We start from the raw sequence: 25,918 nt of genomic DNA on the forward strand, positions 1-25,918 counted from the left end.
TATGAAAAAGAAATTAATTGTTCTTCTATTCACCGGAATCATATTATCCGGATGTTCAGCTATTGCAGAAAATTCTTTAGAAACCGGAAACGGCAGTATGGCATTATTAACACCAACGATTACAACAAAAGATAATGAATTAGAAATTAAGACTGAAGGTATTGATGAAAATAAAGTAACTTTTATTTATGTTGCTAATAAAAAAGTGTTGGAACAGAAGATAAAGAATGGTGAATCCTACAAGCTTAACATTAAAGATATCGAACACGCTCATAGGACAGACTACAAACCTAAAGTTCAACTTTTGCAAACGAAAGATGATCATAATGATGGAGAAATAGTTACCTTTAAACAAGTTAGATATACGGTTAAAAACTAATTTTAAAGTTGTTTCATTATAAATAACAGTGGATAAATGTAAGGGGTGCTAACATGAAAAAACGATGGATTTCTTGGTGGATCGGTAACATATTTTGGATTATCGTTTTTGGAATATGGGCCGCTATTATTTGGCTACGAGATGTTGATGGTGCTGGTGTTATTCAAACACCCGAAATTAAATCCATATCACTTATCGTTTTATTAATCGCGTTTATCATACCGGTATTTTTTCAAGTTATATGGCTAATTATTAATTTGAGGATGAGCAGAAAAAATAATTATACGATTTAGTTTTTCAATTAACAATAGAAAAGAGAGGAATCTACATCAAAATAGATTCCTCCCTTTTACATTTGGACTTATACTGCGCTTTTCATGCAGCACTACTCCTCTTTTTTTTAAGATGCATGTTCATCTTTCTTCTTCATTAACGCTCTTTTCTTCATCGCCTTCGTTAAATATCCGCCTTTAAATGAACGAATTTCATAAGAAGACATAAACGCTTTCGGTGCAATTTCATTAATAATTTCTAACAGTTCTTTTTCTCTAGAACGCTTTGCAACGATATCTAAGCGATAACGGATAGAATTAATACCTTCGCCTTCAAATACTGTAACGCCAAATCCAGAGTGACGTAATTCATCTACTAATTCATTACAACGGTCTAGTAAACTAACTTGATACGTAATATAACCAATTGCTAATTTATTCTCTATATAACCGCCTAATAACAGTCCCGCACTAAAGCCAATGACATAGGCAACGATGTTCATCCAATTTGATAAATCTTGAAACACAATACCTAAACTGACAATGTAAATAGCTCCTTCTAACAATCCTACGCCAGCAGCGGATCTTGTTTGATTCTTTACAAGCAAAATCGTACGGATTGTTAAAATGGGAACGTAAATAATTTGAAGCACAAAAATAAGTAGCGCTTGTAACATTGGTATCCACCTCTTTCAAAAAGTCTTTTGTCATGATAACATACATAACCTTTAGAAATCGATGGGTTTTTAAATTTTTTTTTATTATTTTTCATACTATTGAAAAACGTAAAAAAGAAGCGTATTATATTTGTCGTTAATTTGGTTATTTGTATCATATCAATAAAATAAAAAGGAACCCCAATTAGGTCCCTTTCATCATAGCTCTATGTTTTTCGAAGCATGTTCCCTTTTCTTCTCTTCTTCTTTCACTACCTGCATATTTGCATAAGCTAAATTCGCAATCATTAAAAAGTGACCACCTAAAATGCCTGTACCGAATGCCCACATTTCCATTTCATGTTCAATTTCATACATGATGATAGCTCCTAAAATGGCAGCTGCAAATCGGTTTAAAACTCCTAATCCTGGAGCCTTTTCCTTCATTACGATACTTTTCCCGAGTTTCTCTACTCTGCGAGCTAATAACCAAAGGCAATATGCACTTACAGCTAATCCGATACCAAACCCTGTTACTTGTTTTCCAAACGGAGTAATCGTCCACATAAGTAGTAAACCACTAAAGATCACATACAATTGTAATCGATATACACGTAAGGCTTCTTGAATCAAAATATCCGCTCCTAAGTTCTCATTTTTTTGTACTTTAGAAGAAAAGCAGCAACCTACACAGTTGCTGCTTTCTCTTCTTCTTGTTCCTCTTCCATCTTACGAATTTCAACACGTTTAATTTGGTAAGCGTCTTTTTCTAACACTTTAAATTCATAACCTTCCGCCTCAACGTGTTGTCCTTCTTCGATTTCATGATTTTGCATCATAATCCATCCACCGATTGTATCCACATCATCTTCTTCAATGTGTAATCCAAATAAATCTTTCACTTCTGAGATAAGCACTTTTCCATCAACAATGATATGTTGCTCGTTCACATGTTGAATTGGTGGTGCTTCATCCTCATCATATTCATCACGAATTTCGCCGACGATTTCCTCCAAGATATCTTCAAGCGTTACAATTCCAGCTGTCCCTCCGTACTCATCATATAAAACAGCCATCGGAATTCGCTTCTTCTGCATTTGAAGTAATAAATCGTGAATTGGAGTCGTTTCCATCACTTCAATAATCGGACGCATATACGAGCGAATTGATGATAAATCTTTTTGATCCTCGGTCATATATCGAATAAAGAAATCTTTTACGTTGACCATACCGATAATATCATCTTTATCTTCTCCAAAAATCGGATAACGTGTGTATCGCTCATTTTGGATTACTTTCATGTGTTCTTCTACTGAATCTTCCAGATAGAAACCAATGATTTCTGTTCGCGGTACCATAATCTCTTTTGCAATACGATTATCAAATTCAAAAATGTTATTTACATACTTGTATTCAGCCTGATTAATTTCGCCACTTTCATAGCTATCTGAAAGGATAAGGCGTAATTCTTCCTCTGTATGAGCTACTTCATGTTCTGAAGCTGGTTTTAAACCGAATAAGCCAGTTACAACACGCGCTGAACCGTTCAATACCCAAATAAATGGATACATCACTTTATAGAACATCATTAATGGACCCGCCAATAATAACGTTACCCTTTCAGCCTTTTGAATTGCCATCGTTTTTGGAGCTAATTCTCCTACTACAACGTGTAAATACGTCATAATCATAAAAGCAAGACCAAATGTTAATACTGATGAAATAGAAGGATTTAAGTTCCATTTCTCAAATAACGGGTGTAATAACTTTTCAATTGTCGGTTCACCTAACCAACCTAATCCCATAGCTGTAACTGTAATACCTAATTGACAAGCAGATAAATATTCATCTAAATTTGTTGTTACTTTTTTCGCTGCTAAAGCACCGCGTTTTCCTTCTGCAACAAGCTGATCAATACGACTTGAACGTACTTTTACAATCGCAAACTCAGCTGCTACGAAAAATCCAGTAAATGCGATTAAAATCGCAACCATGACTAAATTAAATATTTCCAATGAATCCCCTTAGTAAAAAAACTAAGGTGTCCACCTCCTGTATACTATAATGTTTTCTTATTTCTTTCTTAGAAAACATAGCCCGATACAAAAATTAAAGAGGTCGGATTTCACTTTTTCTATAATAATAGAGCAAGTGTCTGTATTAAAGCTGTCGTTTGACCAGATAAAGATTTCGATATTTTTTCACGTTGTGAATCAGTCAATCCATCTAAAAGCGGCTTTAACTCTGTTAACTCTGCTTCTAATCGATGAATATGGTCTGTCACTTCATTCACTTGTTTCGAAACGTGTTCATTGATACCGAGCAGCTTCTTCTTCTCCTCGATTTTCTCTTTAATCTCACAAAGCGGCATATGCATTTCTTTGCACTTCTCAATAAATTGTAATGTCTCAACTGCTGTTTCGTCGTAATAGCGATAATTAGATTGAGATCGCTCCGCTTTTAAGATACCTAGATTCGTATAATAATCAATCGTTCGTTTCGACACGTGAGCCATGAGAGCCAACTGTCCGATTCGATACACCTTCCCAACGATCTTCCCCCCTTGTTTATATTACTAACATCATACAATACATAAACTGTACAGTCAAACGTGACGGTTTACTATTCATAATTTATACACAATTCCACACACATCTAAGTATGTAGTATATTCACAATCTATAACTCTATCTATATAGTTAGATTGCTGTTTTTTCGATATACTGATACTAAAATAGGAAAATGGAATTCCCCGTTCCTTTCAACCTTTCTTACTGTAAAACATATGATAATAATAGTGAAATACAATCATTATTTATGCAATTGGAGGAGATTAAAATCACTAGGACAGTTATCTCTCACTTTTATAACGAGGAGTATTTATTACCATGGTGGCTTATGCATCACACAAAAATATTCGATCACGGTATTTTAATTAATAGAGGTTCTACAGATCGTTCCGTAGAGATTTGCAAATTATTTGCTCCCCACTGGGAAGTACGAGATTCAAGATTTCTTGAATTCGATCCCACTAATACTGACATTGAAGTAATGGAAATTGAAAGAGAAGTTTCAGGTTGGAAGATGGTATTAAATACTACAGAATTTCTTTGTTGTAATAATGTAGAAGAATTTTTCTCATCACTTCATACGTTAGGCCAAAATATGTATGCGATTAGAATGATTGTCATGATTGACAAGCATGATTACAATTATTCAAAACTAAGATACTCCATTCCTTTAGTAGAACAACGATATCACGGGCTCTTTCCTTATAAACCAGAAATCGGCTGTGCCTGGAGATTTATACACAACCATCTTGATGGTGCATATTTACCAGGCAGACATTTTTCTCGGCACCAACCTATCGTTTATAACTCTCCTTCATTCATTTTCAAATTTTATTTTAGCCCTTGGAACGAACATACAAAGGCAAGAAAACTACAAATTACACCTACCCTTTCAAAAAAAGGTATTCGAATGGGACTCCAAAAACATTATGGTCAGTCCTCTGAGGAACTTGAAACCCTATTTTTATACCTTAGCAACTCAACACAAGACCTACGTAACCACCCTGAATACCAACAATTATTCCCTAAATTCAAACCTTAATATTTCTCACCCTATTATATTCCACACATTTTTACACACTTAGCTAAAAACCATACCATTTGTATTTCATATGAATACTGTATATATTATAAATTTTTATTTTAGGAGGAAAAAATGAAAGCTGTTATTCTTGCTGGTGGATACGGGACAAGGATTGGGGAGGAAACACATTTAAAGCCGAAACCTATGATTGAAATTGGAACAAAACCTATTCTATGGCACATTATGAGTTTGTATAGCCATTACGGTATTACTGAATTTATTATTTGCTTAGGCTATAAAGGATATGCGATTAAAGAATTCTTTCTAAACTACAACTTACACATGTCAGATTTCACGATACATTTAAGAGATAATACAATTACTAGCCATTCTCATCGTGTAGAACCGTGGAAAGTTACACTAATCGATACTGGTGTAAATACCGAAACGGGAGGACGAGTGAAAAGAATTCAAAATTTTGTTGGAGACGAACCTTTCTGCCTCACTTATGGTGATGGATTAAGTAACGTAAATATAAAAGAACTTATTGCATTTCATAAAAAACATGGAAAAATGGCAACTGTTACCGCCGTACAACCTCCTGGTAGATTCGGTTCTCTCATATTAGATAAACAGTCTGTAACATCTTTTCAAGAGAAGCCACTCGGGGATGGCGGATGGGTTAACGGTGGATTTTTCGTTTTAAACCCTGAAGTTTTCAATTACATTAGTGGAGATAAGTCTGTTTTTGAAACAGACACTTTAGTTCAGTTAGTAAACAAAAACGAACTATCAGCATATCAACATACTGGTTTTTGGCATCCGATGGATACATTGCGCGATAAAAATAAATTAGTCGAGCTATGGGAAAGTAATAACGCTCCGTGGAAGGTTTGGTAATATGGCTTCTTCATCTTTTTGGAATAAGAAAAAAGTATTTATTACGGGACATACTGGATTTAAAGGCTCTTGGCTCACCCTTTTCTTAACTTCTTTAGGTGCAGAAGTAGTTGGCTTTTCTTCTCACCCCCCATCGATTCCTAATCTTTTTGAACAATGTAACGTAGCAAAAGAGTGCATAACAATTCATGGCGACATTACAGATTACGATTCTTTATTACACGCCCTAAAACATCATAACCCTGACATACTATTTCATTTAGCTGCCCAGCCAATCGTCACCAAATCATATAAAAATCCTATCGAAACATTTAAAACGAATGTTTTAGGCACTGTTCACGTATTAGAAGCTGCAAAACATATAGAAAGTATACGTGGCATCATTAATGTTACAAGTGATAAATGTTATGAAAATGATGGGAGCGGTAACCGGGCATTCGTGGAAATTGACCGACTAGGAGGTTTCGACCCTTATAGTGCTAGTAAAGCTTGCGCTGAAATAGTGGCAACATCCTATCAAAAATCATTCTTCCGTACTAATACTCAGAAACTCGCCTCAGTAAGAGCAGGTAACGTCATCGGTGGTGGGGATTGGGCAGAAGACCGATTATTCCCAGACGTCATTCGTGCATATTTACAAGATGCTACGTTAACTATTAGAAACAAAAACGCTATTCGCCCGTGGCAACACGTATTAGATCCTTTACACGGCTATATCCTTTTAGCTGAAAAACTTTGGACAGACGCTGAATATGCAGAAGCATGGAATTTCGGCCCGTTGAACGAACCTAACAGAACCGTTCACGATGTCATTCAATCTGTAATAAAATTATGGAATAAACAACTAACAATCACTTCCCCCTCTACAAACACTCCTTATGAATCGCCTGTTTTAACACTCGATAGTACAAAAGCAGTAACTAAACTCGGCTGGACTCCTAAGTTATCAACAGATAAGGCTATCACTTGGACTGTTGATTGGTACAAAAAATATGCATCTGGTGAAAATATCGAATCTTTCACGCGACAACAAATCGATGCATTCAAAAATTTATAAGGGGGCTATAAAATGGAACAGAAAAAATGCCGTTTTTGCCACTCATTACTCAGCAACACTTTTTTAGATTTAGGTGTTTCTCCTCTCGCTAACTCATTTGTTTCTCCAGAAAACTCATATAAAATGGAACCATTTTATCCATTGCACACATTTGTTTGTCACTCTTGTTTACTCGTACAATTAGATGAATTTGAATCTCCACACAATATTTTTCATGACTATTTATACTTTAGCTCTTACTCATCAAGCTGGCTACTGCATGCTAAACAATATGTAGAAATGGCGATTAAGCGCTTCTGCTTAAAGAAACATTCAAAGGTTGTTGAAATCGCGAGTAACGACGGGTACTTATTACAATACTTTCAAAAAGAACATATCGAAACGCTAGGAATTGAACCAGCAAAAAATGTAGCAGAAATCGCTATCCAAAAAGGAATCCCTACTGAAGTGAATTTTTTCAGCAACGACTTAGCAAAAAAATTACCGCAAGCAGATTTAATCATCGCTAATAACGTATTAGCACACGTTCCGAACTTACATGATTTTGTGGCAGGTTTAAAAACGTTATTAAAACAAGACGGAACAATAACAATTGAATTCCCGCACTTATTAAATCTCATATCCTTTAAACAGTTTGATACGATATACCATGAGCACTTCTCCTATTTCTCACTTATAAACCTGCAAAAAGTTTTATCTCACCATCATTTACAAATTGTCGATGTAGAAGAACTTGCAACGCACGGTGGTTCCTTACGTATTTTTGTAAAACATCATAGTGACGAATCAACTATCCATTCTAGTGTTACAAAATTAATCCAAAAAGAAGTGGATCACGGGCTAAATACATTAGATTGTTATCTCCTTTTTTCTAAACGCATCGAACAATTGAAAATAAATATTTTACAGTTTTTTATCGAAGCGAAAGCTTTAAACAAACAAATTATCGGTTACGGTGCGCCAGCTAAAGGAAACACCCTTTTAAATTATTGCGGGATAGGAAAAGAATTTCTAGCTTATACAGTAGATAAAAACCCTCATAAACAAAATCTCCTTCTACCAGGAACCCGCATTCCAATAAAATCTCCAGAAGAAATAAAACGTACAAAACCTGATTACATTCTTATACTTCCTTGGAATTTAAAAGACGAGATTATGAAAGAATGCTCTTTCATTCGTGAGTGGGGCGGCAAATTTTTAGTAACAATACCAGAAGTTGAGGTAATTGAGCCATGAAAAAAATCCTTGTAACAGGCGGTAGCGGATGGATTGGTAAATATGTTGTACATTCTCTTATTCAAAAGGGCTATGAAGTGCACGCCACTTACAATACAAATAAGCCTTCCCATCTTTCTTGCCATTGGCATAAAGTCAACTTACTTTGCGATGAAGAAGTAAAAAAACTCATTTACGACATGAAGCCTAGTCATCTCATTCATTTAGCTTGGGAAGCAGTGCCGCCAGCGTGTTATGTATCTATCAATAATTACTATTGGCTTACATCCAGTATCTCATTGATTCAACACTTCACAACATGCGGCGGAAAGCGAATCGTCGTTGCAGGCACTGGTGCAGAGTATGAATGGTTTAACGGCGTACTATTTGAAGATTCACCGCTTCTTTCCTATAAAACACCGTATTCATTATGTAAAAACGCACTACACTCCTGGCTACAAACGTACGCTGAGCAATCAGGCCTCAGCATGTGTTGGGGCCGTATTTTTCATATGTATGGCCCTCATGAACAGGGGAATCGGCTCGTTTCTAACATTATCACTTCTTTATTAAAAAATGAGGAAGCACTATGTACACATGGAAAACAATCAAGAGATTTCCTCCATGTGAGCGACGTCGCTCATGCTCTCGTAACGATATTAGAACACGACGTTACAGGCACAATCAATATCGCTTCTGGTCAATCTGTACAAATTAAAGAATTAGCATCTATCATTGGGACAAAGATAGGAAAAGAGCATTTAATTAAACTGGGTGCAATCCCTTTCTCTAAAGATGAACCTTTATTTGTCGGCGTTCATGTAGAGCGTTTAAAAACTGAAGTAAACTGGAAACCGACATACGATCTAAATACAGGAATCGAAGAAACAATTTCATGGTGGGAATCATTTATACAAAAGCATAACGGTACGCATCACTAAAACGTAAATCCTTCGTCCCTCTTGCTAATTCCTTATACCATTCTTCTAATCTTTCCGGCGTAATAATATGGTGTGTACCCATCCCCCGATCCTTACTAGCTTCAGAAAGGGTCGGACCAATTTGTAATTTCCTCTTTCTCATCGCATCGTTCCACGGACTAAACCCAAACCATAATATACAAGCAAGAGGCGGATAAATCATAGATTCATGCGCAGATAAATGTCTTCCAACTGTATAACTTCCGTGTTCATGATTATGAATAAATCTACCTCTTCTCCATAACGTCCATTCTTCTGGTAAATAACCGTGAAATCGCTGTTTCATTAAAGGTATTCCAAAGTTAAGTTCCGGATAATTGTAGTTAGGATCATCGACCATAACAAGCCCTTCCAGCCAATACATCCTTCCTCCCAATTCATGAAGTGAATTCCAAAATTGATTTTTATCTTGCACACAAAGAAACTCGGTCGTATTTAAAATCATTTTCCATCCCTTTACTTCTTGTTCCACCCTCATTACTTCATGATCTGTCGCTAATGCATCAAATTCTGGATTTGCAGAATCTCGTACTTCCCAGTGTGGCGCGAACTTTTTACAAATTTCAACCGAACGATCTGTTGAACCTTTATTAATTAAAATGCCATGATCAAATAGTTTCGTATGATGAGCAAGCCACCACGGTAATAAATACTCTTCGTTATAAAAATGAGAAATAACGGTTGTAGTTATAATAATCTCCTCTTTCTCTATTAATCTATTTTTCATCCTACAACCAATATACTCATAAACTAAAAATATGTTTCCTATATTAATGACCAAATAGTATTACTAATATTTTTGTAAGTTTTCCTTCGGTACCCAGCCATCCTCACCACCTGTTTTTTCGCACCAAACCCATCCATTCAATTCTTCTAATCCAATCAATCTTTCTCCAATACTTACATTTAATTCTTTGGCAGTATATTGTTTCGTAATGATTTCTACATCAGTTGTATTTTTCATTATAATTTGCTCCGGAACCCACCCTTTCCGGTCATATTTCTCTTCGTGACAAAACATCCAGTTTTCCCAATTTTCAGGACCATCGTAACTCTCTATCATTTTCACTACATCCCCCTCTTCTAAGCGAATTGGATCAGGATAATTGCTAACATATGATTTTATAACGATATATTTCATAACAACCTCCAATAATCAGAAAATTGAGTTATAATGTCATTATAACTTAAGAAGGAGGAATACACATGTACTACAACACTTCATTCGAAAACGATCAACCAGTAGACCGTCTATAAACTAAGACGGGCATTCATATAACACATACACTATGCCTCGTCTTAGGGAACTCATCATACCCTAAAAATAGACGGAGGTACTTTATATGAAACAAACAATTTTAGGAGCTATATGTTTATCACTAGCAGCAAGTATATGGGGCGGTATGTACGTTGTTAGTAAATATGTACTCGACTTTATCCCTCCACTAACACTCGTTTGGCTACGCTTTATCATTGCTTTTGTTGTTTTGTATATGATTTTAAAAATAGCTGAGAAAAAACAAAAGAAAACAGTAACCATTCACAAAAAAGATTGGCTCCTATTCGCTTGGATTGGATTTATCGGATATTTCATTTCGATCACTTGTCAATTTATCGGAACAAAATTATCCGACGCTCATACAGGATCTTTAGTAACATCAGCTACACCTGCATTTATGGTTATATTTGCAACGATCATTTTAAAAGAAAAACTAACCGCTCGTAGATTACTATCTACCATCATAGCGACAATCGGTGTCATTATCGTAATCGGATGGGATACTGAAATTGGCTCCTATTTTATCGGTACAATCATATTAGTTGGAGCAGCTATTACGTGGGCTCTACTATCTATTTATGTAAAAATTGCTTCAGCTCGATTTTCATCTTTAGTGATTACAACGTACGCTATATTCTTTTCACTCTTTTTTATTACACCTTTTATGGTATGGGAATTTCAATCAAACCCAATTGAACATATGAACCTATATGTAGTATTAGGCGTACTTTATTTAGGAATCGTCTCAACTGCAGGTGCCTTTTTCCTTTGGAATAAAGGATTAGAATTAATGGATGCAAGCATCGGTTCTTTATTTTTCTTCTTCCAACCTATTGTTGGATCATTGCTTGGTTGGCTCTTATTAAATGAGACATTAAATAGTAACTTTTTTATTGGTGGTATTCTTATTATATGTAGTGTTTTTATTACTACTTTTGAAAAGAAATAAAAAACAGGCAGAGATTAATTTATAGAGATAATAATGTCATAAAAAAACGCTAATCATGTTCTAGAATAACGAAGGCAATAGAAAAACACGCATTAATTTTTTACAATATTGCAGAAAACAGAGGAGTTATGGAATCAGTAATTATAGGGAGGCTAAGCGATGAGAGTAGGAATCATAGGAGGTGGCTTTGGTTTAGCAGTTCAAGCACCTATAATAAATACTCATCCTAAGATGAATGTTTCTGCTATTAGCACAATGATACGTCATCAAGTGCCAAAAAATTTATCAACTGCAGACGATTCTCCAGTTCATTATACAGACTGGACCAAAATGTTAGATTTAGAAGAGTTGGACCTTGTATTTGTTAGTTCTCTTCCGATTTATCATTTTGAAATGGTTAAATACGCATTAAACAAAGGTATACATGTAGTGTGTGAGAAACCTTTTACAATGAATAGTGTGGAATCAGAAGAGTTGCTAAGGTTATCTAGTGATACTAATACAAAGGTATTTATTGATTTTGAATGGCGATATCATCCTGCTCGCCAAAAGGTCAAAGAACTTATAAGCGAAGTTGGTGACATCCTTCATTTTGAATATCATATTTCTGCCTCTCAATACCAAAAACTTCAAACTAACAAAAGAGGGTGGATGGGAGAAAAGCAAAAGTTTGGTGGAATGTTAGGAGCTCTAGGAACACATATGGTCGATTGTCTTAGATGGCTTATTCAGGACGAAATTATAACTATCAATGGTTTCATACACACCCACGTCCCAGAAGGTCCAGAAGAACTTAGAGACTCTGATGATGCCTTTTTTATTCATGGTAAAATAGAAGGAAATTGTACCTTTTCAATTCAACTTATCTCAGGAATTCATCACGGATTTGGTTCAAACTTAAAAGTATTTGGAAGTCTTGGAACCATTAACTTAATTGATGATAAAACACTGTTTTTTGGCAAAGCAAGTGAAAGCCTAGAAGAAATAAAAATTGAAACATATACCCAAACCATCCCACCTTTATCGTCAGAGGCAAAAGCTTATTATCCAGCATTTTATCCTTTTTTAGATAAAGTTTACGAGAATATTATTTTTAATAAATCAGACAAGGATTTACCAACCATTGTAGATGGGCATGAAAATCAAATAATTATAGATAACGTACTGTCAAATTAAATTTATTATTCAATAAAATGAAAGTATCTTAGATCACAATTCAATAACTTTATTTTACCCCCGTTCTAAATATAGGACGGGGGTATTCTTGTTTTAGGATTTAAAATTTCCGGAGTCTTTTTACCATTAAGTATCTTTGCCAATTCGTATAATTGGGTCCTGATCGTGAAAACCAATACAAATCGGTATATTCCTTTGCACTTCACTACACGCACTCATAAAACTACATACCGTTCTAGCAATTAAATACAAATTTATACCAATTGCCTTTTCATTTATATCAAAGCCATTCTCAGCATACACATCTGCTAATTCTATAGACTTCGGTCCTTCAACATCATATGTCCATTCAGAAGCCCAATCATCATCCTCTTCTTCCAGCGAAAAATACTCTTCACAAATATAAAACTGACTATCCCATTCATTATCAAGATCATATTCAAAATAAATTGCTTTTGCCTCTTCACTAGTAGCGATTTGTATAGCTTCATACAATGCTAGTCGAATACTTTCCTCATATGCTCCTAAATGAATTGCTTTAATTCTCTCTGCATAACCCTTAGACGTTAACATGCAGCAAATATCATAATACTTCCCTTCTATTTGCTCTACTGCTAACGAAAAAACATCTTCTTGCATCTCTTCTAAATACTGAAATATATCCACACTAACTACTCCTCACTCTTTACGCACCCCAATGCGATGGACGGGACAACATTTTCGGTAATTTTGTATGTTTATCCCCTCTCGCCGCATTAACTTGAACTTGCGTTAGAAAAATACTATTAGTAAAATCAGCCCCGCGAATATCTGCATCTCGCAAATCTGCCCCGATAAGGTCTGCTCCTCTTAAATTTGCTCCATTTAAGTTAGCCGCAATCAAGTAAGCTCCTCTTAAATTCGCTCCTTGCAAATCTTTCTTTTTCAAATTTGCTCCCATAAGGTCTGCGCCTCGGTGAATGATTCTTTTCTTACGCGCAGTATTCATTTCCTTCCAAACTAGTTCGCTCGTTTCTAAAAGTAAAATATTCACTTCTGCACGATGTAATGGAATATTTACTTTCATTAACTCGTCCGCATTTAAATTTGAAAGACGCTCCGTCTCTTCAATCGCTATACTTAGCTCTTTATGAATTGGCTGCGTCGCCTGTAAAAGAATCGCCTCATTCAAATACCAAAGCATTTCATGTAGCTGATGCATAACTGGAAAAGCATCATACATTTTTCTCGCATGCTTCGCATCTTTCCGCCAATCTATCCCGTTAAATGTAACTTGAGAAATTTTCTGCCCAGCGCCGAAACATTCAAATACTGTACAACCTTTGTAACCTTTTCCACGAAGATTTTTATGTATACTACATTTAAAATCTGATTTTAAATTGGAACATGGTTTCCCGCCATCTTTATTCACTGCAAAATCTACTGACGCTGCGAACGGTAATGCAACGCAACATAGACCGAAGCATTTTTCGCAGTTTGCTTTTAAATGATCGTTATGATTAGTCAAAATGTATACCCCCTGTTGTCTTTTGACTATTTCATAATATTCCAACCTTATTAAATAATCAATTTAAAAATAAACGAGCTTCTTTCATTTCAAATCATAACTTTATCATTCGATTTCCTTTCAATTGAAAAAGACAACTTCTATCCGATGAATTATAATTAAATTATAAATATTCTAACTAAAGGGAGACCTACTATGGCACTAAAAATGAAAACAAACTGTCAAATTTGCGATCAATCATTGGAACAAGATTCTGAAGCATACATTTGCGTATATGAATGTACATTTTGCGCACCATGTACAGAAGAAAGGCACAACGTTTGCCCAAACTGCGGCGGCGAGTTAGTACGCAGACCGAAAAAGAAACAATAAAAGCAAAGCGATATCGCTTTGCTTTTATTGTTTTCTGGGCATATGAAATTATATCAACGATTTTTCAAATATATCGAACACAACTTCAAATATATCAACGATTTTTTCAATATATCGACATTTCGACAAAGAATATCGACTTACCGACAAATAACGACATCCCAGCATGCATTTAGCTTCAACGCAACTTAGATATTCAAAAACTTCACACAAACAGGCTCTGGCACAACAACATCAGATTGTAAAAGAGTTAGCTTCCCTGTCGTTTCATCTCTTGAAAATAGCACAAGATTATGCGACTTTTCATTTGAAGCAACAAGAAACTTTTCAGTAGGATCTAATACAAAGTCTCTTGGCCAATTTCCTTTTGTAGATGTATGTTCAATAAATGTAAGCTGGCCTGAGTTTTCATCTACACTGAAAATAGCAATACTATTATGGCCGCGATTACCTGCATATACAAAGCGGCCATCAGAAGAAATATGAATCGCACTTCCTTGACTATTTTCATCAAATGCTTCAGGAATGGTAGAAATATACTGTAATTCTGTAAAGGCCCCTTCTGATGGGTTATATGTTAACACAATAACCTCTGAACTAAGCTCCGTCATCACATACGCATACTTTCCATTTGGATGAAAAGTAAGATGTCTCGGACCACTTCCTGGATTTACAGACAAGCTATTCACTTCTTGTAATGCACTATTTTTTATTTCATACGTAATTATTTTATCTATCCCTAAATCAACACCCACCACATATTTTTCATCAGGCGTATATCCCGCGTAATGTGCATGCGGTTTCTCTTGTCTTTCTTTGTTCGGACCTGAACCTTCATGTGCCATAATAGATGTGGCAGGATTTACAGTTCCATCTTCTTCATTAACTACAAAAGACTCGATCGTTCCTTTATGGTAATTCGCTGTAACTACCGTACGATTTCTACTATCAACACTCACATGACAAGGAGAAGCCCCTTCCACTACTTGTCTATTTTCTTCCGTTAACTCTCCCGTTTTACTATCAATCGAATAAGCAGCCACACCACCAGATTCGCCTTCCTTAACAACAGAGTAGAGATATTCATTATTTCGATTAATCGTTACATATGTAGGGTTATCCAACTTGGCCGCAAGTGTTACATGACTAATTTTCTTTGCTTCTGTGTCTAACGTAAACTTATATATTCCTTCACTATTTTCTTTCGTGTATGTTCCAACATATCCAATAAACTCTTTGTTATCCTTCATTTTCATAACCCTCTCTCCCTATATTTTTCATTCATCTTACTTCTTATAATGTTTTATGATGAAAGAGTATCCTAAAAAATCGGAGTACCTCTTTATACGTTATCATATTTTCTTGTTAAATAGCTTTTAAACCCACTTTTTTTGGTACGCTGCTATACTTTCATATTCTTCTTCCAATTGACGGGACAGACGAATATAGATTGGTGTTAAATCTTTATATTTTTCCACACTTTCCATGTTTGGTTCATGGTGGAAATTCGCACCTACCATTTCAGAAACTACATGTAACGTATCTACTTCACCTAAACTATATAAACCGAGGATTGCAGCTCCTAAGCAAGAGCTTTCGAAACTTTCCGGAACATATACATCTTGATGAAAAATATCCGCCATCATCTGTCTCCAAAGTTCCGATCTTGCAAAACCACCTGTCGCTTGAATTTTTTTCGGTTCACCAATTAGCTCTTTTAAAGCAAGAAGAACGGTGTATAAATTATAAATTACTCCTTCTAACACGGCACGGATAAGATGTTCTTTCTTATGATGCAATCCAAGTCCAAAGAAAGATCCTCGCGCATTTGCATTCCATAAAGGAGCTCTTTCTCCTGCTAAATACGGGTGAAATAATAAACCGTCGGACCCCGGACTCACTTTTGCTGCTATTTCAGTAAGCACTTCATATGGATCTTTTCCTAAGCGCTTTGCAAGTTCAATCTCTGAAGTGCCCAATTGGTCACGAGCCCATCTGAAAATCATACCACCGTTATTAACTGGACCACCGATTACCCAATGGTCTTCAGTTAACGCATAACAAAAAATTCTACCTTTTGGATCTGTTACAGGACGATTTGTTACAGCACGTATCGCACCGCTTGTACCAATTGTAACAGCCACAACGCCAGGATCTATTGCATTTACACCTAAATTGGATAGGACTCCATCACTCGCTCCTACTACAAAAGGCGTAGAAACAAGTACATTCATCTCTTTGGCAAGCTCTTCATCTAATCCTGTTAAACTGTGCGTTGTTGGAACAAGCTTTGAAAGCTTTTTATCTGTAATTCCCGCTACATGTAAAGCCTCTTCATCCCATTTTAAAGATTTTAAATTGAACATTCCTGTCGCTGATGCTATAGAATAATCAATTACATATTCTTTATATAACTTGTAAAAAACATATTCTTTAATAGAAATGAATTTATAACTTTTTGCGAATAACTCTGCCTGCTCATTCTGTAGCCAAACTAATTTCGAAAGTGGTGACATCGGATGAATTGGTGTCCCAGTCCGTAAATAAATTTCATGACCATTCATATCATTCTTTATTTTCTCTGCCCAGCCTGCACTTCTATTATCTGCCCAAGTGATACATCTCGTTAACGGTTTTCCCTTCTCATCTACAGCAATGATACTATGCATTGCCGAACTAAAAGAAACACAAAGAATATCATTTGGCTGTACATTACTCGATTGTACAGTTTCTTTAATTGTATTTATTACTGCATGAAAAATTTCTTCTGGATCTTGTTCTGCTATTTCAGGTGTAGGAGAATATAAAGGATATTCAATTCCATGACTTGCAATAACAGACCCAGCAGTAGAAAATAGAACTGATTTTGTACTAGTTGTCCCAATGTCTACACCAATCATATATTTTGTGCTCACCATTTCTTCCTCCTAACAAAAAATTACTACCGTATCCTACCATAAAAATACATTCCTTTTATCTATTGATAACGTTGTATGTTGCATTTATCTAAATAGAAACATCCCTATTTTAAATAAACATATCGAGTAGTAAAACGCCTCCAAAAGCGATAAATGAAAGTAATGTTTCTAATACCGTCCATGTTTTAAATGTTTCTTTTACTGTTAAACCTAAGTATTCTTTTACCATCCAGAACCCAGCATCGTTTACGTGTGAAAACATTAATGCTCCTGCACCTGTTGCAATGACGAGCAATTCTAAATTCACACCTGTCGCATTTTCGACGATTGGTGAAACGATACCCGCTGCTGTTGTTAAAGCGACTGTCGCTGATCCTGTCGCAATTCGAATTAATCCAGCTACCATAAATGCTAATACAATTGGAGATAGAGCTAAATGCTCAGACATTTGAGCAATAGCATTCCCTACACCACTATCGATAAGAATTTGCTTAAATCCGCCGCCAGCACCAATAATCGCAACAATTGAACCAATTGGTAATAAGCTATCTTCTGTTACCTTCTTAATCGCCTTTTTATCGATACCTTGACGAAATCCAAGAAAATAAAACGCTGCAAAACATGCAATCAATAATGCAATGATAGGACTACCAATTAATGTGACAATTTTCATCAAAGTAGTAGAAAGTGGAACATAAGGAGCTGCTGCAGCTAAAACCATTAACAGAACAGGTAACAATATAACTAAAAATGAAACTCCTATTCCTGGTAATTTCGTTGATTTTGTATTTACACGAATCAATTCTGGCTCATTTTCAGGAATTACACGTTTGTGAATCCATTTAGCGAATATAGGACCTGCAATAATCGCTGCAAAAAATGTAATAATGAGTGAATACAATAGTACCTTCCCAAGGTTCGCTTTATAAATACCAATTGCCACGATTGCCCCTGGATGCGGAGGAACAAGGCCGTGTACGACAGATAACCCAGCAATTGCTGGTAATGCTATCAATAAAATATTTTGTTTCGTTGTTTTATGAATTGAAATTACTAATGGTAGTAATATTAAGATGCCTACTTCAAAAAACACCGGAATTCCAATAATAAAACCTGCAATTAACATTGCCCATGGTAAGTTTTTTATCCCAAAGGATTTAATAAAAAACTCTGCCACTTGCATTCCAGCACCTGACTCTGCCATCATTTTCCCTAATATTGTACCTAATACTAAAATACCTACTAAATGCCCAAGAACACTTCCGACTCCCGTTTCATAAGCACTCACTATTTTATCCATTGGCATTCCAGACATAATTGCTAAAAACAAACTTGCAATCGTCAAACTAATAAACGCATGCCATCTCCACCACGATACCCCTAAAATAACAATTACAATTGATAATAATGTAATCATTAAAAGGTACATATTCATACGCAATTCCACCCCTTTATGTAAACCCTTTCAAAAATGCTATACAATGAAAAGAACCTATATAGTTCTTTCTTGAGTAAAAATTTATATATCGATATACAACTCATCTTCACAATATAATAATTTATATAAAAAGAATCTCCCTTACCAGAGATACATGTTACCTACTCTCTCTGATAAGGGGATTTCTCTTTCATCATTATAATGTTATTGTGATAAACGCTTCGCGTAAGCAAATTTTCCTTTTTTAAAAGTGAATGACGCTTTCTTCTCTTGCTGTTTTCACATAGTAAGACTCCAAACTCGGGATCCAAGTTAAACGATGAAGTTACCTAGGAATCTCCCCTCTCATGAAAAGAAATTTTCGGAAAGTCTCCTCACTTCATATATTATAATTTAGGAGCTTTCGCCCAATCCGCAGCAAATTTCTCAATACCTTGATCTGTTAATGGGTGCATAGCAAGTTGTTCAATTACTTTATAAGGAATTGTTGCAATGTGAGCACCTGCCATCGCTACACGAGTTACATGGTCTGGATGTCTAACAGAAGCGGCAATAATTTGTGTATCTAATTGATGAACATCGAATAATTCAGCAATTTTAGCAACTAATAATACGCCATCTTCAGAAATATCATCTAAGCGTCCTAAAAACGGAGAAACATACGTTGCACCTGCTCGAGCAGCTAAAAGTGCTTGGTTCACCGTGAAAATAAGGGTAACGTTCGTTTTTACACCTTTTTCAGTAAGATAGCGACAAGCTTCTAATCCTGCTAGCGTCATCGGAAGTTTGATTGTAACTTTTTCATCGCCACCGTTAATTTTAATCAGTTCTTCTGCTTGAGCAATCATTTCTTCAGCTGTCACAGCATCTGGCGTTACTTCTGCCGAAACAGATTCAACTTTCGGCACTGCCTGACAAATTTCTGCAATACGGTCTTCAAACTTAATGCCCTCTTTTGCTACTAAAGAAGGATTCGTTGTAACACCAGCTAAAACTCCAAGTTTATATGCTTTTTTTATGTCCTCAAGATTTGCAGTATCAATAAAAAACTTCATAATCTATTCCCTCCATTTTTTAAACGTTAACGAGTTATAATTTTAAGATGTTTATTTCTTTTCTACTGCATGTCCGCCAAATTCATTGCGCAGAGCTGCTACTACTTTTCCTGTAAATGTATCATTATCTAATGAGCGGTAGCGCATTAATAGAGACATTGCGATAACAGGAGTTGCTGTTTGAAGGTCTAATGCTGTTTCTACTGTCCATTTTCCTTCACCAGAAGAATGCATAACACCCTTAATTTCATCTAATTTTGCATCTTTAGAAAATGCATTTTCTGTTAATTCCATTAACCAAGAGCGAATGACTGAACCGTTGTTCCATACTCTTGATACTTTTTCATAATCGTAGTCAAATTCACTTTTCTCTAGAATCTCAAATCCTTCACCAATAGCAGCCATCATACCGTATTCAATTCCGTTGTGAACCATTTTTAAGAAGTGACCACTACCAGCTTTTCCAGCATATAAGTATCCATTTTCTACAGCAGTATCACGGAAGATAGGTTCAACGATATCCCAAGCTTCTTGATCTCCTCCGATCATATAACAAGCACCATTACGAGCGCCTTCCATTCCGCCAGAAGTTCCTGCATCCATAAAGTGAATGCCATCTTTCTTTAGTTGCTCATATCGGCGAATGGACTCTTTATAGTGTGAATTACCCGCTTCAATTAAAATATCTCCTTTTGATAAAAGTGGTGTAACCTCATCAATAACAGAATCAACAACAGCGTGTGGTACCATAACCCAAAGAACTCTTGGTGATTGTAATGACTGAACAAGTTCATTTAAGCTAGATGTACCTGTAGCCCCGTACTCTTTCATTTCTTCCACTGCACTTGCATTTAAATCAAATGCTACTACTTCATGTTTATGATCCATTAAATTTTTCCCTAAATTTAATCCCATTTTACCTAACCCAATTAATCCTACTTGCATAATATAATTCCTCCTCAAATCATCTTTTATTAAAAATCCATATCACTACAATCTGGAATACCTTTCAGCACTGAAATGTTAGTACGTACAGAAAGGTATTCACAGTCATAGCTTAAGAATTCAACACATTTTTTGTAATTTGAACAACATTTTCTGTCGTAAATCCAAATAGATTCATGACTTCAGCTCCAGTTCCTGAAGCTCCAAATGTTTCAATTGATAGCACTTTTCCTTCTTGTCCTACATAACGCTCCCAGCCGAGAGATACACCCATCTCAAGAGATACTCGTTTCGTTACAGAAGACGGAAGAACGGATTCTTTATATTCTTTCGATTGACGATCGAATAACTCCCAGCTCGGCATTGCAACGATGCGAACAGAAACTTGATCTTCTTCTAATTTTGCTTTCGCACTAGCAGCTAAGGATACTTCAGAACCTGTCGCAATTAAAATTACATCCGGATTTTCATTCGTTTGTGTTAATACGTAAGCTCCTTTAGAAAGATTCTCTATGTTCGCTTTCGTTTCATGAAACACCGGTAAATTTTGACGGCTCAGTACTAAAACGACTGGACCTTCCGTTTGCTGTAAAGCATAAGCCCACGCACTTGCTGTTTCATTTGCATCTGACGGGCGGATAACTGTTAAACCAGGAATTGCCCGAAGAGCTGCCAAATGTTCGATTGGTTCATGCGTTGGACCATCTTCTCCTACAGCAATCGAATCATGTGTAAATACGTACGTAACAGGTAACTTTTGCAATGCAGCCAGTCGAATCGATGGACGAAGATAATCGTTAAATACAAAGAATGTACTTACGAACGGCTTTACTCCTCCATGAAGTGCCAGTCCATTCGCTGCCGCGCCCATTGCATGTTCACGTACACCGAAGTATATATTTCGGCCAGCATACGATTCTACTGCGTACACCGCTTCCCCTTTTATATCTGTCATCGTAGAATGAGAAAGATCCGCACTTCCACCGAAAATAGAAGGAATCGATTTCACGTAATGATTAATAGCTTCCCCACTTGCAACACGAGTAGAAATCGTTTTTTCAGTATCAAAGGATAGAATGTCTTTCGCTTCGATTAAAACCTCACCTGTAATCGCTTTTTCTAATTCATCTGCTAGTGCTGGATTCGACTCTCTATATACGTTGAACTGCTCATTCCATTTGTTCTCTTTTTCAATACCTTTTTGTTTCAGTTCATTAAAATGAGCTGTTACTTCTTCAGGTACAAAGAAATCTTCCTCATAATGCCAACCATACGCTTGTTTTGTCGCTGTCGCTTCTTCTACTCCAAGCGGGTTACCATGTGCTTTGTTCGTTCCAGCAACTTTTGGACTTCCGTAACCTATAATCGTTCTAATTTCTATAAGAGTAGGTTGGTCCGTATTGTCTTTCGCTAATTGAATCGCTTTTGTAATCGCATCAACATCGTTTCCATCCTCAACTCTTACATATTGCCAATGTGCAGATTCTACCCTTTTCTGCATATCTTCAGAGAAAGCAATGTTTAATTCTCCATCAAGTGAAATTTCATTTGAATCATACAGTACAATTAACTTACCAAGTTTCATATGACCTGCCATTGACATCGCTTCATAAGCGACACCCTCCATTAAGTCACCGTCTCCAACTAAAGCGTACGTATTGTGATCTATAATAGAGTGACCATCCTTATTGAACTTCGCTGCTAAATGAGCTTCCGCCATTGCCATCCCAACAGCATTTGCAATGCCTTGTCCTAACGGGCCTGTAGTCGCTTCAACTCCAGAAGTGTGACCAAACTCAGGATGTCCTGGTGTTTTACTATTTAACTTTCTAAAACTTTTCAAATCATCAATTGAAACGTCATATCCAGCTAAATGAAGTAGGCTATATAATAAGCTAGATCCATGTCCAGCCGATAAAACGAATCGATCACGGTTAAACCATTTTGGATGATTCGGATTATGATTTAAATGATTCGCCCATAATGCATAAGCCATCGGTGCTGCGCCCATCGGAAGACCTGGATGACCTGAATTTGCCGCATTAATAGCATCAATCGATAACGTACGAAGTGTATTCACTGCTAATTGATTTATGTTTTGTGTCATAATAATCGTCCCCCTAAATGCTTTCATGAAAGAAAGTACTTATTTTTCCGTTTCTTGATCTAACCACCATTTAAATCCACTTTCTTGCAATAATTCATGAGACGCATCTGGACCATATGAACCAGACTCATATTCATGAAGTGGTAATAAGTTTTCCTCGAATGCTTCAAGAATTGGTTGTACCCATTCCCATGACAATTCAACTTCTCTCCAATGTGCAAAGAATGTAGCGTCTCCACTTACAGCATCATGAATAAGTCTTTCATACGCTTCAGGCACTCCCACATCTGCTTGCTCGCAAGTAAAGTTAATACGCATCGGTTCAATTTCTCCATTTTTCAATGGATTTTTACTATTTAACTGTAATGAAACATTCTCACCTGGGCTAATTTCAATTATTAATAAGTTAGGTGCTGCATTTGGATTATTATCTTGATATTGCTGTTTTAGCGTATTTTTAAATTCGATTACAATACGAGTAGATTTTTCTTTCATTCGTTTGCCTGTTCGTATATAGAAGGGAACGTCAGTCCAAAACGGATTATCGATCCATAAACGAGCAGCAACAAATGTGTCTATATTAGAAGAAGGATTTACTCCTGGCTCCTCTTTATATGCTACAACTTGCTCGCCTTTTATCTCTCCTGAAGCGTATTGTCCGCGAATGATATGGTTTTGAACGTCTTCTTTTTTCACTTTACGAAGCGTCTCCATTACCTTTCGCTTTTCCTCTCGAATTTCACATGCATTAACCTTTTCCGGCAGATTCATAGCAGTCATCATTAATATTTGTAACATATGATTTTGAACCATATCTCGAATGGCTCCTGCCTGATCATAATATCCTGCTCTTTCTTCAACCCCAACTGTTTCACTCGCTGTAATTTGTACATTCGCTATATGTTCTTTATTCCAAATCGATTGGAGAACAGGATTTGCAAACTCTAGTGCTTCAAGGTTTTGAATCATCGGCTTACCTAAATAATGATCAATACGGTATATCTCATCTTCTTCAAACGTGCGACTAAGCTTATCATTCAACTCACGAGCAGATTGAAGATCGTGCCCAAACGGTTTCTCAATCATTAGGCGTTTCCATCCATCCGTTTTATCAAGTCCGCTTTCCTTAATATTTAAAGCAATGGTCTCGAAAAATTCAGGAGCAACGGAAAGATAGAACATTCTATTCCCTTTTATATGTAGTTCTTCTTCCCTTTCACGAACGACTTGCAATAATCTCTCATAGTCTTCCGGCTTACTCACATCTAATGGACAATAGCGAAAATTATCTAAAAAACCTTCAAGTTCTAGAGTACCTTCTTCTCTATGACGGGAAAATGTCTCTATTGATTCTTTTATTCTTCCTTGAAAATCTACATGAGATACTTGGCGTCTTCCAAGCCCGATAACGGATATTTGCTTTGGAAGCTTTTGATCTCTATATAAGTTATATAGTGCGGGGTAAATTTTTCGTTTCGCTAAGTCCCCTGTCGCTCCAAATAAAACAAAGGTCATTGATTCCAATTTCAGTCCCCCTCTTGTTGTATAATCCTTGTCAATATTTTAAAAATGAATTGTACAGAAGCCCCTGTTTTTATAAAAAACAAAGAATTCGTAAATTCCAATTCTTTTTATACCTTTCGCTTTCTAATTGTCCCCAATATTAATAGTGGCAATTCAAAGCATTTCCATCACATCTTACTTACCTACTATCACTTAAATAAAATAACTTAATTATTAAAAGTAATTAGGTTATTTTATATCTATCATATTAACCACATAGATTATCATCGTCAAGTAAAGTGTCTCGAATTAAAGATTTCCCATTCCGTACTATCTTTTCGTACTTGTTTATTTATTAGAATTATCTTCATCACATAAAATGAATAATAAAAAGGCAAAAACGAACAAGAATATGTTCGTTTTTGCCTTTTTATTATTGCTTCAATTGATTTTTAACCGCTCTTATAACCAATTCATGATCTTCTTCTGGTGGTAATCCTGAAACGGTTATCATTCCAATAACCCCTACGTTTTTTATTCTGATAGGAAAACATCCACCAAACGCAGCGTATTCCGAAGTATCTAAAAGATATTTTTCATTATAGGAGACTCCAGTTATTTCACTTTGTATTTGCATATAATACGAGCTACGATCATGCAGGGAAACGACTCGTTTTTTACGCTCAATCCATTTCGTATTTTCCTCATTTGTCCCCGTCATCTTAAAATGAAATAATTGCACACCATTTTTCGTTATATCAACAGCAATCAATTTTCCCTCTTGCTTCGCTGTTTCAACGATAAATAAACCTAGTTGCAAGGCATCTTCATTTGTAAAAGAGGAAAATTGAAGTATTTCCTCCTCTTTTAAAATTTGTTTACTTATTTCATTCAAATTTGAAGTACTCATATCTTTATCCCCCTTACTCACTTTATGCCACATGGATATTTTTCAATTTATGTGACTCTATCGTATGACCTTTCAATATTACTAGTACTCTCTTCCTCTTGGTGCTAATAAGAATTATATTTAACGCATTCAAAATGTATGTCCCTTAAAATGCTGCTATACGTACTAAACATTTCGTATAGAGACATCAACAACATTACAAGCTAAAAAAACCAATTGCTTACGCAACTGGTTCGCTAAAATTTCATATGGGATATTCATTCAACCAAAGGAATGCTTGTCTATAATCATCAAAAAACTTTACGGATTCTTTCGTATTGGATTGTTGTAAATAATTCATGATCTCACCTTCTTCAAGGAGAAAAGCAATTGCCTTACTGTGATTCAAAATCGTTTCATTAAAAAACTTCTCTTTCCATACTTTTTGAACAGAAAAATGATCTGGTATATAGCCTTTTCTATCTACCAACAATTTGTATTTCCGTCCCTCGGAAATAAATTGCTGACAAACTTGCTCGAAACCATTAAACCATTCATACACATCATCTGTTTTAATCTTGCCGATAAGACGGGTAACAATTATATCTCCCGAAACCGTTGTGCTAACATTCAGTTTACTCAACCTAAAATCATCTCCCTTAGCTACAATTATGCGGAATTATCTCCTAAAAGCAACAAAATAAAACTGTAACGCATTAAAAAGGGA

The 25,918-nt window shown here is 35.9% G+C and carries 27 protein-coding genes; 10 read left to right on the forward strand and 17 right to left on the reverse strand.

The annotated features are described in order from the left end of the window. Position 1: 1 nt before the first annotated feature. Together MR083_RS07145 and MR083_RS07150 are read left to right on the forward strand one after the other, a co-directional pair. Complete coding sequence (locus MR083_RS07145; protein WP_242268818.1) at positions 2-379, forward strand: hypothetical protein; 378 nt, start codon at positions 2-4, stop codon at positions 377-379. A gap of 53 nt (positions 380-432) precedes the next feature. Next, complete coding sequence (locus tag MR083_RS07150) at positions 433-672, forward strand: DUF3923 family protein (RefSeq protein ID WP_000747680.1); 240 nt, start codon at positions 433-435, stop codon at positions 670-672. A gap of 107 nt (positions 673-779) precedes the next feature. Here MR083_RS07150 and MR083_RS07155 read toward each other — a convergent pair whose 3' ends face one another. The 4 genes from MR083_RS07155 to MR083_RS07170 all read right to left on the reverse strand — a co-directional run bounded on the left by MR083_RS07155 (position 780) and on the right by MR083_RS07170 (position 3,849). Next, entirely contained in the window at positions 780-1,328 is a 549-nt protein-coding gene (locus MR083_RS07155) for a DUF2179 domain-containing protein (protein WP_000938438.1), read from the reverse strand. 198 nt (positions 1,329-1,526) lie between these two features. Continuing rightward, positions 1,527-1,940 carry an ATP synthase subunit I gene (locus MR083_RS07160; protein ID WP_000613878.1) on the reverse strand — a complete coding sequence of 138 codons (414 nt, stop codon included), beginning with the start codon at positions 1,938-1,940 and terminating at the stop codon, positions 1,527-1,529. Positions 1,941-1,993: 53 nt separating this feature from the next. Beyond that, positions 1,994-3,322 carry a hemolysin family protein gene (locus MR083_RS07165; RefSeq protein ID WP_000402269.1) on the reverse strand — a complete coding sequence of 443 codons (1,329 nt, stop codon included), beginning with the start codon at positions 3,320-3,322 and terminating at the stop codon, positions 1,994-1,996. Positions 3,323-3,441: 119 nt separating this feature from the next. Continuing rightward, positions 3,442-3,849, reverse strand: coding sequence for a MerR family transcriptional regulator (locus tag MR083_RS07170; RefSeq protein WP_000285644.1), 408 nt, complete (start codon positions 3,847-3,849; stop codon positions 3,442-3,444). A 275-nt stretch (positions 3,850-4,124) separates the two neighbouring features. On the opposite strand from MR083_RS07170, the gene MR083_RS07175 reads away from it, so the two are divergent. The 5 genes from MR083_RS07175 (at position 4,125) to MR083_RS07195 (ending at position 9,014) form a co-directional block, all read left to right on the forward strand. Further along, the gene (locus tag MR083_RS07175) at positions 4,125-4,919 is read left to right on the forward strand and encodes a glycosyltransferase family 2 protein (RefSeq protein WP_041184775.1); all 795 of its coding nucleotides are present in this window, start codon (positions 4,125-4,127) and stop codon (positions 4,917-4,919) included. 114 nt (positions 4,920-5,033) lie between these two features. Beyond that, positions 5,034-5,801, forward strand: a complete 768-nt coding sequence (gene rfbF / locus MR083_RS07180) for a glucose-1-phosphate cytidylyltransferase (RefSeq protein WP_000648792.1) — start codon at positions 5,034-5,036, stop codon at positions 5,799-5,801. Position 5,802: 1 nt separating this feature from the next. After that, on the forward strand, positions 5,803-6,858 hold the full coding sequence (gene rfbG / locus MR083_RS07185) for a CDP-glucose 4,6-dehydratase (protein ID WP_046647617.1): 1,056 nt from the start codon (positions 5,803-5,805) through the stop codon (positions 6,856-6,858). A gap of 12 nt (positions 6,859-6,870) precedes the next feature. Continuing rightward, positions 6,871-8,094, forward strand: coding sequence for a class I SAM-dependent methyltransferase (locus MR083_RS07190; protein WP_242268820.1), 1,224 nt, complete (start codon positions 6,871-6,873; stop codon positions 8,092-8,094). Further along, on the forward strand, positions 8,091-9,014 hold the full coding sequence (locus MR083_RS07195; protein ID WP_000723100.1) for an NAD-dependent epimerase/dehydratase family protein: 924 nt from the start codon (positions 8,091-8,093) through the stop codon (positions 9,012-9,014). The genes MR083_RS07190 and MR083_RS07195 overlap by 4 nt, the downstream gene beginning before the upstream one ends. Here the strand turns inward: MR083_RS07195 and MR083_RS07200 are convergent. Together MR083_RS07200 and MR083_RS07205 are read right to left on the reverse strand one after the other, a co-directional pair. Further along, positions 8,983-9,780 (reverse strand): glycosyltransferase family 2 protein, encoded by a 798-nt coding sequence (locus MR083_RS07200; RefSeq protein WP_242268822.1) that lies wholly within the window; start codon positions 9,778-9,780, stop codon positions 8,983-8,985. The genes MR083_RS07195 and MR083_RS07200 overlap by 32 nt on opposite strands. A gap of 63 nt (positions 9,781-9,843) precedes the next feature. Beyond that, entirely contained in the window at positions 9,844-10,194 is a 351-nt protein-coding gene (locus tag MR083_RS07205) for an SH3 domain-containing protein (protein ID WP_242268823.1), read from the reverse strand. Positions 10,195-10,396: 202 nt separating this feature from the next. Here MR083_RS07205 and MR083_RS07210 point away from each other — a divergent pair, with 202 nt between their 5' ends. Beyond that, a complete protein-coding gene (locus MR083_RS07210; protein WP_242268824.1) occupies positions 10,397-11,281 on the forward strand; it encodes a DMT family transporter in 885 nt (294 codons plus the stop codon). A gap of 159 nt (positions 11,282-11,440) precedes the next feature. After that, positions 11,441-12,457, forward strand: a complete 1,017-nt coding sequence (locus MR083_RS07215; RefSeq protein ID WP_001263664.1) for a Gfo/Idh/MocA family protein — start codon at positions 11,441-11,443, stop codon at positions 12,455-12,457. A 126-nt stretch (positions 12,458-12,583) separates the two neighbouring features. On the opposite strand, the gene MR083_RS07220 is transcribed toward MR083_RS07215, so the two are convergent. Together MR083_RS07220 and MR083_RS07225 are read right to left on the reverse strand one after the other, a co-directional pair. Further along, positions 12,584-13,123 (reverse strand): hypothetical protein, encoded by a 540-nt coding sequence (locus tag MR083_RS07220; protein ID WP_242268826.1) that lies wholly within the window; start codon positions 13,121-13,123, stop codon positions 12,584-12,586. A gap of 19 nt (positions 13,124-13,142) precedes the next feature. Continuing rightward, on the reverse strand, positions 13,143-13,964 hold the full coding sequence (locus tag MR083_RS07225) for a pentapeptide repeat-containing protein (protein ID WP_242268828.1): 822 nt from the start codon (positions 13,962-13,964) through the stop codon (positions 13,143-13,145). Positions 13,965-14,159: 195 nt separating this feature from the next. Between MR083_RS07225 and MR083_RS07230 the strand changes: the two genes are divergently transcribed. After that, complete coding sequence (locus MR083_RS07230; RefSeq protein WP_016098742.1) at positions 14,160-14,336, forward strand: DUF1272 domain-containing protein; 177 nt, start codon at positions 14,160-14,162, stop codon at positions 14,334-14,336. A gap of 188 nt (positions 14,337-14,524) precedes the next feature. Here MR083_RS07230 and MR083_RS07235 read toward each other — a convergent pair whose 3' ends face one another. From MR083_RS07235 to MR083_RS07275, 9 genes are all read right to left on the reverse strand, one after another. Next, on the reverse strand, positions 14,525-15,586 hold the full coding sequence (locus MR083_RS07235) for a lactonase family protein (RefSeq protein WP_242268843.1): 1,062 nt from the start codon (positions 15,584-15,586) through the stop codon (positions 14,525-14,527). A gap of 126 nt (positions 15,587-15,712) precedes the next feature. Next, positions 15,713-17,254, reverse strand: coding sequence for a gluconokinase (gene gntK, locus MR083_RS07240; RefSeq protein ID WP_242268831.1), 1,542 nt, complete (start codon positions 17,252-17,254; stop codon positions 15,713-15,715). Between the two features lie 109 nt (positions 17,255-17,363). Continuing rightward, positions 17,364-18,689, reverse strand: coding sequence for a gluconate permease GntP (gene gntP, locus MR083_RS07245; RefSeq protein WP_001057609.1), 1,326 nt, complete (start codon positions 18,687-18,689; stop codon positions 17,364-17,366). Positions 18,690-19,078: 389 nt separating this feature from the next. Continuing rightward, on the reverse strand, positions 19,079-19,747 hold the full coding sequence (gene fsa / locus MR083_RS07250) for a fructose-6-phosphate aldolase (protein WP_000667676.1): 669 nt from the start codon (positions 19,745-19,747) through the stop codon (positions 19,079-19,081). Positions 19,748-19,798: 51 nt separating this feature from the next. Then, positions 19,799-20,692: a phosphogluconate dehydrogenase (NAD(+)-dependent, decarboxylating) gene (gnd, locus tag MR083_RS07255; protein ID WP_001195921.1), complete on the reverse strand. Its 894-nt coding sequence runs from the start codon at positions 20,690-20,692 to the stop codon at positions 19,799-19,801. A gap of 112 nt (positions 20,693-20,804) precedes the next feature. Continuing rightward, a complete protein-coding gene (gene tkt, locus MR083_RS07260) occupies positions 20,805-22,799 on the reverse strand; it encodes a transketolase (RefSeq protein WP_000193043.1) in 1,995 nt (664 codons plus the stop codon). Between the two features lie 39 nt (positions 22,800-22,838). Further along, positions 22,839-24,323 carry a glucose-6-phosphate dehydrogenase gene (gene zwf, locus MR083_RS07265; protein WP_000445367.1) on the reverse strand — a complete coding sequence of 495 codons (1,485 nt, stop codon included), beginning with the start codon at positions 24,321-24,323 and terminating at the stop codon, positions 22,839-22,841. 412 nt (positions 24,324-24,735) lie between these two features. Further along, on the reverse strand, positions 24,736-25,245 hold the full coding sequence (locus tag MR083_RS07270) for a heme-degrading domain-containing protein (protein ID WP_116733383.1): 510 nt from the start codon (positions 25,243-25,245) through the stop codon (positions 24,736-24,738). A gap of 211 nt (positions 25,246-25,456) precedes the next feature. Further along, positions 25,457-25,864, reverse strand: coding sequence for an STAS/SEC14 domain-containing protein (locus MR083_RS07275; RefSeq protein ID WP_116733382.1), 408 nt, complete (start codon positions 25,862-25,864; stop codon positions 25,457-25,459). Positions 25,865-25,918: the final 54 nt, after the last annotated feature.

The organism is Bacillus cereus group sp. BfR-BA-01408 (assembly GCF_022663305.1).
In the GTDB taxonomy this organism is placed as follows: Bacteria; Bacillota; Bacilli; order Bacillales; family Bacillaceae_G; genus Bacillus_A; species Bacillus_A pacificus.